Below are 12,595 nucleotides of genomic sequence, written 5' to 3' on the forward strand. Positions count from 1 at the left end.
CTTTTTTGTGCGTACCCCCGATGCGGCGAAAACCACATCATCACTAATTGAACTGACCGGTCAGTTCGATTAGCATGGTGGAGTGCTCATTGCAGACGAACTTTCCATCCAGGGCCGCCACGCGCCGCTCGTGGACTCCACCAGCCTCAAGGTGGCCTCCGGCGAACTGCTCCTGGTCCACGCCGAGCCGCAGACCACCCGGACCGCCTTGGCCCTGGCACTCAGCGCCCGCATGCGTCCCGACGCCGGCACGGTGGCCTGGAATGGCGATCCGGCTCTGGAGGTGGTGCGCAGCATCAGCATGATCGTCGACTCCCCCGAGATCAACGAACCAGAGGCCCATCTGAAGGTCAAGGATCTGGTCTCCGAGGATTTGGCACTGCACCCCGGGCCGTTCTGGCGCCGCAGCAGCATCGAAGCCTGGCTCGAACGCCACCACCTGACCCATCTGGCCGGTGAATTCGTCGATGCCATCGATCCGCTGGATCGCCAGCGGATCCTCACGCATCTGGCCCTGGAAGGGCACGACACCTCCCTGCTGGTCTTCGATACCCCCGATCGGCACGGCATCAACGACGGGGAATGGGTCGCCCATCTGGAACAGACGGCGGAAGGGCGCCGGCAACCGGCGATCATCGCCGTCGTACGCACCGTCCCCACCGAGTGGACCGGCCCGGTGGCAGAAGCCGGCGCAGATAACCTCCCCCACCCCACGGAGTCCCCCGAATGACCACTCTTCGTCTAGCCCTCTCCGAACTCAAGCGCATGACCAGCGGCGTCCTGCCGTGGATGGCAATCATTGCCATGACCCTGGTCCCGCTGCTCTATGGCGCCCTGTACCTGTATGCGAACTGGGACCCTTACTCCCACCTGGACAACGTCAAGGTGGCCTTGGTCAACGAGGACCAGGGCTCCCAGCAAGACGGCAAGGATCTGCACGTCGGAGACGAGGTCGTGGACTCCTTGCTCGAGGATGCAACCTTCGGGTGGAACGTCGTGGATTCCGAGGAAGCGGCCGAAGAAGGCGTGCGGACCGGCGAGTACGCCTTCGCCATGACCATTCCTGCCGACTTCTCCAAGAATCTGGCCTCCCCGGAGGACTTTGACGCCGCGAAGCAGGCCATCTTGGAAATCACCACGAACGACGCCAATAACTACATGGTCGGGACCTTCGCCGATAAGCTCGCCGGGGAGGTCCACAACACGGTCGCCCAGGAAGTCGGCACCGAAACCGCTGACACCCTGCTGACCGGCTTCGGCCGCATCCACTCCCAGATGGCCAAGGCGGCCGACGGGGCCGATGAGCTCCACGATGGCACCGTCAAGCTCGACGACGGAATCGGCACCCTGGCCGACGGGGCCAAAAAGTTGGACTCCGGCGCGAATCAGCTCGACGACGGCGCCCATCAGCTCAAGGGCGGGACCTCCTCCCTCATCGAGGGCCAGCAGAAGCTGGTCACCGGTACCGGGAAACTGGCCAACGGGGCGGGCCAGCTCCAGGGCGGTGCCGACCAGCTGTCTTCGGGGCTGGACACCATGAAATCCAAAACCGCACAACTGCCACAGAAGACCCGCCAACTCGCCGATGGTGCCGCCTCGGCCAATAGTGCGGGGAAGGAACTGGCCGCCGGAGCGGAACAGGTCGCCGACGGCAACGAACAACTCAGCGCCAAGGTCGACAACGCCGCGGACACGATCACCTCCTTGGAAAAGGACGCCCAGTCCCGACTCGACGGCACCGTGGACCAGCTGATTAAGGACAAGGTGATCACCGCGGACGAGGCCGAGAGGGCGCGTGCCTCGGTCAAGAAGTTGGGCGCCGATTCAGGAGTGACCGCGGAGGCCGAGAAGACCCGGAAGGACCTGGCTACCGCCAAGGCCAATATCGACCAGCTCGGCACCGGCTCGCGCCAGGTCGCCGACGGCGCCAAGAAGCTCAGCGGCGGGCTGGGCACCTTGGCCGGGGGCACCGATACCCTCGCGGACTCCTCACAGGCCCTGGCCAACGGGGTCTCCGATGCCGCGGACGGCGCCCAGCAGCTCTCGGCCGCCTCCGGGAAGCTGGCCAGCGGGGCGAACACCCTGCTGGACGGGCAGCAGGACGCTCTGGCCGGTGCCAAGAAACTGGACGGCGGTGCGGCATCCCTCGTCGACGGAACCGGGACGTTGACGGGAGGCACAGCGGATCTGCGCGATGGCGTCGGCGATCTGGGCTCCGGTGCCGACCAACTGGTCGACGGTTCCGGAACCCTCGCCGAGAAGCTCACCGATGGGACGAAGGAGGTCCCCAACCCCACCGATAAACAAAAGAACCAAGTATCACATGTCATCGGCGATCCGGTCTCAGTGGATCGTGCGGATCAGGCCAGTGCGGGAACCTACGGCGAAGGACTCGCCCCCTTCTTCATGACCCTCGCCGTCTGGATCGGAGCTTTCATCCTGGTCCAGATCATGCGCCCGGTCACCCAACGCGCCCTGGCTTCCAATGCGGCGTCCTGGAAGATCGCGATCGGTGGTTGGCTCCCCTTCGTGTTCCTGTCGATGCTGCAGGCGACGGTTCTCTACGGGGTGGTGCTCTTCGGCCTCGGCCTGCAGACGGCCCACCCCTGGCTGACCTGGGGGCTGTTCCTGATGGCCAGCGTCGCGTTCACCGCCATCGTCCAAGGCATCTGCGCCCTGCTGGGCACCCCCGGCAAACTGGTGGTGCTCGTCCTTCTGGTCCTCCAACTGGTTTCCGCCGGCGGCACCTTCCCCTGGGAGACCACTCCCGATCCCCTGCATGTGGCCCATAACCTGCTGCCGATGGGACATGTGATCACCGGGCTGCGTCACCTGATGTACGGGGCCTCGCTCGAGGGGCTTGCCCCGCTGGTGCTGGCCCTGCTGGGTTACGCGGCCATCGGCCTGGCCATGAGCATCCTGGCGGTCCATCGGGGTAAGACGTGGACGCTGAAAACCTTGCACCCGGAACTCTCGGCATGAGCGCCCCCTCCAGCGGACCCCTGCCGGCCGGCCGCGAGGGCGGAGCCACCACACGCCGTCGGGTCCGGGCCACCGATTCCAAACATCGGCTCTTCGAAGCCTCGATGATCCTCATCGGCGACCGGGGACACCACCGGGTCACGGTCGACGAAATTGCCGCCGCGGCGGGGGTGTCCAAGGGGACTGTTTACTATAATTTCGGTTCGAAGGCGCAGCTGATCGGGCAATTGATGCGCTTCGGCGCCGACGTGCTCTTCGAACGCCTGGAGAAGGGAACGGCAGATCCCGACCCGGCGGCAGGTTTCCGGGACATGGTGGCCGCCTCCTTGGAATTCATGGACGAGTACCCCTCCTTCGCCCAGCTGTGGATCAGCGAGCAGTGGCAGTCCCCCAGCGATTGGGCCGAGACCCTCGCCGCCTTGGGTAGTGAAATCATCGGGGTCATCCGGGAGGCACTGGACCGCCTCGACGCGACCGGGAACTACCCGGGCCTCGGAGCCACCGACCGTGCGGCGATGGCCACTGCCGTCTTCGGAGCGGTCCTGATCATCGGTCGTGACCGCCACGTCTTCCACCCCGAACGGAGCATCGCCACCTGCGTGCAGGCCGTGAGCGCCTTTACCGGACTGGGCTGAAGAACGGGCCTCAGCCCCGGGGAACGACGAACCCGCTCACCCGGGCATCCCGGCCATCAAGTTCGGCCCAGGGTTTCTCTGTCTCCAATAGGGTCAGCCCCAACGTCGGGTAACGGGTGGCCAGTTCCATCACGGGCTCTTCCTCGGATTCCACCGAGGCCAACGCCATCGCCACCTCTTGGACCGCGGGCAGATGCCCGATGACCAGGAGTGTTCCCACGGTATCCGGCGTCTCGTTGATCACCGATACCAGTTGCGTGGCCGAGGCTCCGTAGATCCGCGAATCCAGATACGGCGTCGGGCCCTTCTCCCCTAGTTCGCTGGACACCCAGGCACAGGTCGACCGGGCGCGGAGCGCATCCGAGCACATCAGGGAATCCGGGACCCAGCCGTTCTCGACCATCCATGCCCCGGCGAACGGGGCTTCGCGGTTGCCCCGGCTGGCCAGGGGCCGGTCATGGTCCTCGATCCCGAAGGGGAAGTCGGATTTGGCGTGGCGCAGGAGCATCAGGCGTTTCAGGTGGTGCTGGCTCATAGGACCAGTTTAGGTGCCCCGCGGAACAACGACGGCGGCGCCCGTCTGGCAGGCGCCGCCGTCGTCGTGAGATGAAACGGAAATCAGATGCTGTATTCCGGGGCTGCCCAGACGATGACCTCGGGATGCTCATAGAACCGGTAGCCCTGGCCACGGACCGTACGCACCGTATTGGCCAGGCGACCGAGCTTCGAACGCAGTCGGCGGATATGCACGTCGATGGTTCGCTCATTGGGAATCTCCTCGGCATTGCGCCAGAGGTTGCTCAGCAGCTCATCGCGGCCGACGGTGCGCGCACCGTTCTCGACCAGGTAGTTGAGCAGCTCGAATTCCTTGAACGTCAGGTTCAGTGTCTCCCCGTCCAGGTGGACCTCGCGGCGCGACAGGTCGATCAGCACGCCCGAGGGACGCGAGGCTGCCGGCTGATGGCGAATGACCTCACCGCGCGGACGTCGGGCAACCGTCGGGTCCCCCAGTGCCTGACGCACGACGTCGATGCTCTCACCGGGGGCGTTTGCCGGGGCCAAGGCCACGGCGGCATGGGTCTGGGCGTTGGGCGAGAGGGTCTGCAGGAAGGCCCTGACCTGGGTGGCCAGCTTCCCGAGGGAGGTGCCCTGCTCCTGGGCCGTCGCCTCGTCGAGACCGACGTAGAGGACGAAGCCGCGGGCCTCGGTATCGCGATCGACCGACTGCGGTCCGGGGGTTCCGTTTCCGGCAACGACAGGAGTCGGAGCGGTCATCGGAGGGTGGTCCTGCGGGGAAGGAACAGCGTGTAGCTGACGATATCCCTGGGGAGCACCATATTCGCTATGGCCTGCGCCCTGGCGCTGGGCAGCAGCGGCGCGGTTCTGGGCGTTGCGGATGGAGATATGGACGTATCCGGACGTAACGGACATTGGTGGAACCTCTAACTGTGCGAAAAGTCGGTGAACTGTCTGGTGCGGCTGGCCGACGCCAGGGTCGTGGCGTGCGGTTCATCCGTGCTTCGGGTCTTCTGGAGGTGGGAAGAAACTAGGCCGACATTCGACAACAGCTGCGCGCACGTCCGACACCGTGGCCCCAACGGGGGCCGGGGGCCGCAAGTGCTGCTGGATCGATGTTCACGAGACCTAGTCTTGCCGTAATAATTCGAACCCGCAAGTAATATTCATCGCATTTGTCCACATATTGAGACGATTTCAGGAATTTGTGAGGTGATTCACATTATGCAGTTCTCTGAAGTGAGCGTTTTGGATCGCGCGGTCTGGGCATAGGCACGTCGATCGACTGTTCGATCTGATCAACGAACCACTCGAATGATGACCCTAAAACATGGAACGCATATTTATGCGTAACAGTACCGAACCCGGGTCACACGCTTGACTATCCGTCCGCCGGCGGAAGCTGGTGGCATGCGGACAGCCGGCAACTCCGCCGGTACTGTAGGAGTCAGCGCTTCACAGCTCGGTCACAGCGGAATCCCAGCTTGGCCCTATAGGTGCAGAGGAGTATCGATACATGACGAACTCGCAGTTCTCCCCTAACCAGCTTCCGCGGCTGGAACATCCCGATGGCACCCCCATCCGGGCCCTGGTGGTCGATGATGAGCCGTCGTTGGCCGAACTGGTCAGCATGGGGGCTCGCATGCTGGGGTGGGAGGTCAAGGTGGCCGGGGATGGCCCGTCGGCCGTGCAGGAGGCCCGTTCGTTCTCCCCGGATATCCTGGTCTTGGATTGGATGCTTCCCGGTTTCGAAGGCCCTGAGGTCCTGCGAAAAATCCGTGCCTTTCAGCCCGAGGTTCCCGCCCTGTTCCTGACGGCAAAGGATGCGGTGGAAAACAGGATCGAAGGGCTTTCGCTCGGCGGAGACGACTATGTCACCAAGCCGTTCAGCCTCGAGGAGGTGCTGTTGCGACTGCACCGGTTGGTCGAGCGCTCGGGTGCCGCGAAGGCCGATGCGGCGGAGCTGGTCGTCGGGGACCTGAGCATGAACCTGGATATGCGTGAAGTCACCCGCGGCGGAAACGTCGTGAACTTGACCGCCACCGAATTCGACCTGCTGCGCTATCTGATGGAGAACGCCCGCCGGGTGATGTCCAAGAACCAGATCCTGGATAGCGTCTGGCAATACGACTTCGGCGGACAAGCCAATATCGTCGAGCTGTACATCTCCTATCTGCGCAAGAAGATCGACGCCGGGCGCGAGCCCATGATCCACACCGTGCGTGGCGCCGGGTATGTGCTGAAGCCAGCCCCGTGACCCACCCCTCCCCGGGAGCACGCCCGACTCCCCCGGCACGACCCGACCGGCCGGTCCCCACCCCGCCCAAGACCCACGGCTGGACCCTGCGCTCGCGCATTTCCGCATCCCTGATCGGCTTGCTGGCCCTGATCTGCCTCGTGATCGGCGTCTTCACCCATACGGTGATGAGCAACAGCCTCTACAGCCAATTGGACGAACAACTTCACCAGGCCTCCAACCGTGCGGCGAGCTTCGATGGCAGCCCGAGCAGCCAGGACCAGAAGATGCCCGACCCGCTGAACACCCCCGGACAAGGCTCAGGCACCCTCAACGCCCGGATCGTCGGAAACACGATCCTCATCGGCGGCGTCCTCGACCCCGAAATGGGCCAGCGTCAGCAACTGAACGAGCACGACGCCCAGCAGCTGTCAGCCATCACCCCCGACGCCGCACCGGTGACCGAGGACCTCTCGGTGGGCAAGTACCGACTCATGGCCGTCACCGCCGCCCCTTCCGCAGCCGACACCGCTGGCAGCAGCGCCATCCTCATCACGGGCCTTCCGGTGGAGACCACCCGCGACACGCTCTTCGCCCTGGATATGACCATCCTGCTGGTCGCCTCCTCCGGACTCGTGGCCATCGGACTGATCGGATCGGTCATCGTGCGCCGATCGTTGCTCCAGTTCGAACGCGTCTCGAAAGTCGCCGGTGCGGTCGCCGAGCTGCCCCTGGACGCCGGAGAAGTCCGGCTCGCCCAACGGGTCGCCACCCCCGATGCCGACCCCGGCACCGAAGCGGGGAACATGGGCCATGCCCTGAACGCGCTGCTGGACAATGTGGAATCGGCACTCGAGGTCCGCCGTCAGTCCGAAGCCAGGATGCGACGCTTCGTCGCTGACGCCTCCCATGAGCTGCGCACCCCACTGGCGTCCATCCGCGGATACTCCGAACTCGTGGCAGCCACCGAACACCTCAGCGACGATGGACGCACCTCGCTGAACCGCGTGGTCGAGCAAAGCCACCGGATGGGCTCACTGGTCGAGAATCTGCTCCTCCTGGCCCGGCTCGACGAAGGACAGAAGCCCGTCGCGGCGGAGGTGGACCTGACCCGGTTGGCGGCAGAGACCTCCCGGGACTTCCAGGTCGCGGCACCGAGCCACCAATGGCGGTTATCCCTACCGGATACACCGGTGCTCGTGCGGGGGGATGCCGGGCAACTGACCCGGGTGCTGAACAACCTGCTCTCCAACGCCCGTAAGCACACCGTCGAGGGCACCACGATCGAGACAGGGGTCTTCCGCTCATCCGATGGACACCTTGCGGTACTGACCGTCACCGATGATGGCCACGGCATTGACGAAGAGTTCCTCCCCCACGTGTTTTCCCGCTTCACCCGAGGCGATGGCGCCCGATCCGGCGCCGAGGGAACCGTGGGTCTGGGCCTATCGATCGTGCGCGGCATCGTCGAATCCCATGGCGGCGCCATCGAGGTGTCCAGCGAACCGGGACACACCGTGTTCGAGGTCCGGTTGCCAGTGGCCGTGGAGGTCCCTCCCCGGCCGGAACAACCACCGACGGTCGGGCCCTAGGCCGGGGGCGGTGGCGATCGTCGGTTAGTGGGCCAACCCGTAGAGCCGGTCCCCGGCGTCGCCGAGGCCCGGGACGATGTAGGCGTTCTCGTCCAACTTCTCGTCCAGTGCCCCCAGGACCAGGTGGACTCGTGAATCGTCCCCATAAATTTCTTCGAGCCGGTCCAGGCCTTCGGGTGCGGCAATCAGGCAGATGCAGGTGACGTCCGAAGCACCGCGCTCAAACAGGAACTTGATGGACTCCACCAGCGTCCCACCGGTGGCAAGCATGGGGTCCAGCACGAAGACCTGCCGGCCCGTGAGGTCATCGGGCAGGCGTTCCGCATAGGTGACGATATCCAGCGTCGTGTCATTGCGGGCCATGCCCAGGAACCCGACCTCCGCGGTGGGCACCAGCCGGGTCATCCCCTCCAGCATGCCCAACCCCGCACGCAGGATCGGCACCACCAGGGGGGTGGGTTTGGCGAAGGCGGTCCCAGTGGTCGTGGCGACCGGTGTTTGGACTTCGATCTGCGTCGTCCTGACCTCACGGGTCGCCTCATAGGCCAGCAGGGTCACCAGCTCATCGGTGAGTTGCCGGAAGACGGGGGACGGGGTGTTCTTATCCCGGAGAACCGAGACCTTATGGGCCACCAGCGGGTGGTCGACTACCTGTACGCGCATGCAATAAAACTACCAGCACGACCCGCCTGCTCCGCTAGGGTTGGAGGGTGATCCGGGATGATGCGCACCACGCACGGTGGATGGAGTTGGCGCTGGAGCAGGCTCGGGCGGCGCTAACCACCACAGACGTGCCCATCGGCGCCGTCATCATCGGACCCGACGGCTCCGTCGTGGCCACCGGCCACAATGAACGCGAAGCCACCGGGGACCCCACGGCGCACGCCGAGGTTCTGGCCCTCCGTGCCGCCGCTGCGGCACTAAAGGATACGGGGCACGACGACGGATGGCGGCTGGCGCAGTGCACGTTGGTGGTGACGCTGGAGCCCTGCGCCATGTGTGCCGGGGCGATCGTGCTCGCCAGGATCCCGCGCGTTGTCTTCGGCGCCTGGGATGAGAAGGCCGGCGCCTCGGGATCCGTCTTCGAGGTGCTCCGCGAACCCCGGTTGAACCACTGGGTCGAGGTCTTCCCCGGGGTGCGCGAGGACGAATGCGCCGCGCTCTTGACCGGCTTCTTCCGCTCCATGCGCTAGATCCACCACGTCGGCGTGAGCCGTTCCGCCGTCGGCCGCGCCCTGCTGCCCTGGGCAGCACGACGACGACATGGGCTCATGCCTCGAGCACGCTGGAGGCATGAGCGAACAACCAGAACCCCGCAGCCTCTTCGACCGCCACATGCGAGAACACCTGCTGATACACCGGATCCTCGTCCTGGACGGCCAGCTCGACGATGACAACGGCATGATGCTCGCCTCCCAACTCATGTCCCTGGCCGAAGACAACGCCGCAGACATCGGCCTGTGGATCCATTCCCCGGGCGGTTCGGTCCCCTCGATGCTCGCCCTACGGGACATCATGCGGATCATTCCCTGCGACGTGTCCACGCTGGCCCTGGGGCTGGCCTGCTCCGCCGGCCAGTTCCTGCTCTCGGCCGGGACGCCGGGCAAGCGACGGGCGCTGCCGCAGGCACGGATCCTCATGCATCAGGGATCGGCAGGAATCGGTGGCTCCTCCGCCGAAGTCGAGGTCCAGGCCAATGACTTGCGCCATACCCGCGACACCGTCCTGGGCCTGATCGCCCAGGACACCGGCCAACCGGTCCAGCGGATCTTCGAGGACTCGCTCCACGACCGCTGGTACACCGCGGCCGAGGCACTCGACTACGGCTTCATCGACGAGGTCGTCGATGACTACGCGACGATCGCCCTGACCGGGACCCGCCGTGCGGGGCTGGGGTTGGAACGATGAGCGGCTATACGATCCCCAACGTCATTGCCCGCAACGCGAACGGCGAGCGCATCATGGATGTGTACTCCCACCTGCTCTCCGAGCGGATCGTCTACTTGGGCACCGCGATCGACCCCGGGGTGGCGAACGCACTGATCGCCCAGCTGTTGCACCTGGATTCGGACTCCCCCGGTACCCCGATCGACCTGTACATCAATTCCGAAGGCGGGGACCTGCCCTCGATGTTGGCCGTCTACGACACCATGCAGTACCTGAAGTCACCGGTCTCCACCATCTGCGTGGGCCAGGCGATCGGTGCCAGCGCGGTGCTACTCACCGGCGGTGCCGCCGGACGGCGCATGATGCTCCCCCACTCCCGGGTGGTGCTGCACCAGCCCGCCGGTCAGGGCCGGGGCACCATTCCGGATCTGATCCTGCAGGCCGATGAGTTGTTGCGGACGCGTGGTGCCGCCGAGCAGGTGCTCTCCCGCCATACCGGCAAAGACGTCACGGTGCTGCGCGCCGACACGGACCGGGAGCGGGTCTTCACCGCCGGGGATGCGCTGGCCTACGGGATCATCGACGAGGTGCTGGACCGGGAGGCGGCAGTGTCCCTTCCCGCGGACCGCTGACGAGCTGGCGTGCTCAGGCGGCCAGCGCCAGGATCGGCGGGGACCCCAGATCCGCCGTCGAGCCAGCCGAGGAACCGATCGTGGACGCCCCGGCGGAGTATCCGCGCCGACCGATGGAGGTCCGGATCCGGACCGGTGCCGCATCGTGGAGTTCGGCGGCCACCTGCCAGGTGAGGTCGAGCAGGGTCGTGCCGAGGGCACCGGCCACAGCGGCGATCATCTCGCTGGACGGTTCCTTGATCCCGCGTTCGATTTCGGAGAGGTATTGCGGGGAGATCCCGGCCAACCGGGCGACGTCGAAAAGCCGGTCGCCGCGGACGGTGCGCAACAGGCGCAGTCGACGCCCCAGAACCACGCGCCAGAGTGGTTCCGGTGCCCGCCGATCCTCGTGGGCCGGGCGTCCGGGCCCGAAGGTTGCGTCTCGTTGCAGGTCCATGCTTCACCGTAGGCCCACCTTCCCCCGGGCCGTCACCCCTTTCCGCTACAGGCAGAGCGGCAACCGTTTTGGGTCGACCCGGCGTCGTCCGGTACAGTAGTCCAGTCTGGTGACGTGTCCGAGCGGCCGAAGGTGCAACACTCGAAATGTTGTTTGGTGAGAGCCAACGTGGGTTCAAATCCCACCGTCACCGCCAGTGAGAAGGCGCTTGCTTCGTTGAACACCACGCGGCAAGCGCCTTTTTCGTGTCCACCCCATGGCCCGATTCCTGAAGTCGATCTAGGCTGGGCCCTATGTTCAGGGAGCAGGCACCGCCGTCGTTCCTGCTGGCGGCGGCCACGGAACACCGGCGACAAGCCAGTCTGCGGACGCTCCGCCGCACTCCCCTGGTGGACAGCTTCACCGACGACGACCTGCTGGCTCTTGAAGCCCCTACTCAAGTGCTCGAACGGTGGCCCGGAGAGCTGGTCCACGGTCATGGAGAGCACGCGAAACACCTCTTCATCCTGGCCGCCGGCGCCGTGAAGATCAGCAGGACCTCACGACGCGGTCAGGAGGTCGTCTTCGATATCCTCGGCCCACCCGCGGTCTTCGGAGCCCTCCCTGGCTCCGCGGACGCCGGTTACCCCGATACCGCGACGGCACTGACCCACAGCCGACTTCTGGAAATCCCGGCACCGGCCTTCCGTGGCATGCTCGAAAGCCGTGCGGATTTGGCGCTCGGGGTGCTGGACGAACTGGTCAGCCGACACGAAAGGGCACAACAACGCATCCGTCGGCTCTCCAGCGAAGAGGCCGGGGTGAGGATCGCCGCCCGGCTCCTCGAACTTGCCGATACCTTCGGAGAACCGCGGGATGGGAGCATCATCTTGAGCATCCCGCTCACCCGCGCCGATCTCGCGGCGTTGACCGGGGTGACCCCGGAGACGGCCAGCCGGGTCATGAGCCGTTTACGGGCCGAAAACATCGTGGATTCCGGACGCTGTTGGACGGCCATTCTCGACCGGGGCCTCCTAGCTGCCGCCGCCGGTCACTGAAGAACCCGCTCTACTCGTGGGCCAGTACCTCGGCGCCGACAGGGTCGGCATGTCGATCGGTGCGTGGCTGCGCGGCGGGACCCCTGACCGCGGCGCCACGGCCTCGGTCCTGCCAGGCATGCTCTGTGGCCATGGGTCCTCGATCGGTTTTCGCCACCGTGAGCACCAGAACCGAATCCTCCAGGGCCTTCACGGCGTAGAAGCCCTGGGGGACGACCAACAGGTCCACCCCGCTGCCTTCCCAGCTTTCGCCGCGCGTCGACAGGCACACCCGCCCGCTCATCACGAGGACGGTCGCTTCGCCAGGATTCACGTGTTCGTTCAGTTCCTGTCCGGCCTTCAACGCGATGACGGTTTGGCGCAGGACGTGCTCATGCCCGCCGTAGACAGTACTGGCGCTGCGTCCGCTTCCGACACTGCTGGCCGTTTCCAAGTGACGGCGCCCCAGCGCCGTCAGGGAAAACTTTTTCATCGTCAGCCTCCCGGCAACACCACAGGGCACTGCGTGCCGCAATCCTGCGGCTCGAAGCCGCGGGCTGCCCTTTCATACCTGCGGCGCACTGTCACCCCATCCTACGGCCAAAACCAGAAGATGTGGCCTCGATCACGTTTTTGCTGGATTCGCCTGCCGGGCTCCCCCGA

General features: G+C 65.5%; 14 protein-coding genes and 1 tRNA gene. 10 read left to right on the forward strand and 5 right to left on the reverse strand.

The genetic code is table 11. From position 1 onward, the window contains the following. The first annotated feature begins 82 nt into the window (after positions 1–82). The 3 genes from CIK75_RS15245 to CIK75_RS15255 are packed head-to-tail and all read left to right on the forward strand — an operon-like array spanning position 83 to position 3,617. A complete protein-coding gene (locus CIK75_RS15245) occupies positions 83–730 on the forward strand; it encodes a hypothetical protein (RefSeq protein WP_086995087.1) in 648 nt (215 codons plus the stop codon). Further along, a complete protein-coding gene (locus CIK75_RS15250) occupies positions 727–2,982 on the forward strand; it encodes a YhgE/Pip domain-containing protein (protein WP_086995089.1) in 2,256 nt (751 codons plus the stop codon). The genes CIK75_RS15245 and CIK75_RS15250 overlap by 4 nt, the downstream gene beginning before the upstream one ends. Next, positions 2,979–3,617 carry a TetR/AcrR family transcriptional regulator gene (locus CIK75_RS15255; protein ID WP_086995092.1) on the forward strand — a complete coding sequence of 213 codons (639 nt, stop codon included), beginning with the start codon at positions 2,979–2,981 and terminating at the stop codon, positions 3,615–3,617. The genes CIK75_RS15250 and CIK75_RS15255 overlap by 4 nt, the downstream gene beginning before the upstream one ends. Positions 3,618–3,627: 10 nt before the next feature. Here the strand turns inward: CIK75_RS15255 and CIK75_RS15260 are convergent, their stop codons facing one another. Continuing rightward, positions 3,628–4,152: a histidine phosphatase family protein gene (locus tag CIK75_RS15260; protein ID WP_086995095.1), complete on the reverse strand. Its 525-nt coding sequence runs from the start codon at positions 4,150–4,152 to the stop codon at positions 3,628–3,630. Between the two features lie 83 nt (positions 4,153–4,235). Next, positions 4,236–5,048, reverse strand: coding sequence for a winged helix-turn-helix domain-containing protein (locus CIK75_RS15265; RefSeq protein ID WP_086995097.1), 813 nt, complete (start codon positions 5,046–5,048; stop codon positions 4,236–4,238). A 601-nt stretch (positions 5,049–5,649) separates the two neighbouring features. Between CIK75_RS15265 and CIK75_RS15270 the strand changes: the two genes are divergently transcribed. Further along, on the forward strand, positions 5,650–6,390 hold the full coding sequence (locus CIK75_RS15270) for a response regulator transcription factor (protein ID WP_086995100.1): 741 nt from the start codon (positions 5,650–5,652) through the stop codon (positions 6,388–6,390). Continuing rightward, a complete protein-coding gene (locus CIK75_RS15275) occupies positions 6,387–7,961 on the forward strand; it encodes an ATP-binding protein (RefSeq protein WP_241895500.1) in 1,575 nt (524 codons plus the stop codon). The genes CIK75_RS15270 and CIK75_RS15275 overlap by 4 nt, the downstream gene beginning before the upstream one ends. A 24-nt stretch (positions 7,962–7,985) precedes the next feature. On the opposite strand, the gene upp is transcribed toward CIK75_RS15275, so the two are convergent. Beyond that, a complete protein-coding gene (gene upp / locus CIK75_RS15280) occupies positions 7,986–8,624 on the reverse strand; it encodes a uracil phosphoribosyltransferase (protein ID WP_086993742.1) in 639 nt (212 codons plus the stop codon). A 47-nt stretch (positions 8,625–8,671) separates the two neighbouring features. Between upp and tadA the strand changes: the two genes are divergently transcribed. From tadA to CIK75_RS15295, 3 genes are all read left to right on the forward strand, one after another. Continuing rightward, the gene (tadA, locus tag CIK75_RS15285; RefSeq protein ID WP_256382366.1) at positions 8,672–9,154 is read left to right on the forward strand and encodes a tRNA adenosine(34) deaminase TadA; all 483 of its coding nucleotides are present in this window, start codon (positions 8,672–8,674) and stop codon (positions 9,152–9,154) included. A gap of 100 nt (positions 9,155–9,254) precedes the next feature. Next, positions 9,255–9,869: an ATP-dependent Clp protease proteolytic subunit gene (locus tag CIK75_RS15290; protein ID WP_086993745.1), complete on the forward strand. Its 615-nt coding sequence runs from the start codon at positions 9,255–9,257 to the stop codon at positions 9,867–9,869. Continuing rightward, positions 9,866–10,480 carry an ATP-dependent Clp protease proteolytic subunit gene (locus tag CIK75_RS15295; RefSeq protein ID WP_086993748.1) on the forward strand — a complete coding sequence of 205 codons (615 nt, stop codon included), beginning with the start codon at positions 9,866–9,868 and terminating at the stop codon, positions 10,478–10,480. Before CIK75_RS15290 ends, CIK75_RS15295 begins: the two co-directional genes overlap by 4 nt. 13 nt (positions 10,481–10,493) lie before the next feature. On the opposite strand, the gene CIK75_RS15300 is transcribed toward CIK75_RS15295, so the two are convergent. After that, positions 10,494–10,916, reverse strand: a complete 423-nt coding sequence (locus CIK75_RS15300) for a helix-turn-helix transcriptional regulator (protein ID WP_086993751.1) — start codon at positions 10,914–10,916, stop codon at positions 10,494–10,496. Positions 10,917–11,024: 108 nt separating this feature from the next. On the opposite strand from CIK75_RS15300, the gene CIK75_RS15305 reads away from it, so the two are divergent. Together CIK75_RS15305 and CIK75_RS15310 are read left to right on the forward strand one after the other, a co-directional pair. Continuing rightward, a tRNA-Ser gene (locus tag CIK75_RS15305) sits at positions 11,025–11,112 on the forward strand. Positions 11,113–11,209: 97 nt separating this feature from the next. Beyond that, positions 11,210–11,953, forward strand: a complete 744-nt coding sequence (locus CIK75_RS15310) for a Crp/Fnr family transcriptional regulator (RefSeq protein WP_086993754.1) — start codon at positions 11,210–11,212, stop codon at positions 11,951–11,953. Positions 11,954–11,963: 10 nt separating this feature from the next. Here CIK75_RS15310 and CIK75_RS15315 read toward each other — a convergent pair whose 3' ends face one another. Next, complete coding sequence (locus tag CIK75_RS15315) at positions 11,964–12,425, reverse strand: LuxR family transcriptional regulator (protein ID WP_342744329.1); 462 nt, start codon at positions 12,423–12,425, stop codon at positions 11,964–11,966. Positions 12,426–12,595: the final 170 nt, after the last annotated feature.

It is taken from the genome of Glutamicibacter sp. BW78 (genome assembly GCF_002332245.1).
GTDB classification, from domain to species: Bacteria; Actinomycetota; Actinomycetes; order Actinomycetales; family Micrococcaceae; genus Arthrobacter_H; species Arthrobacter_H rhombi_A.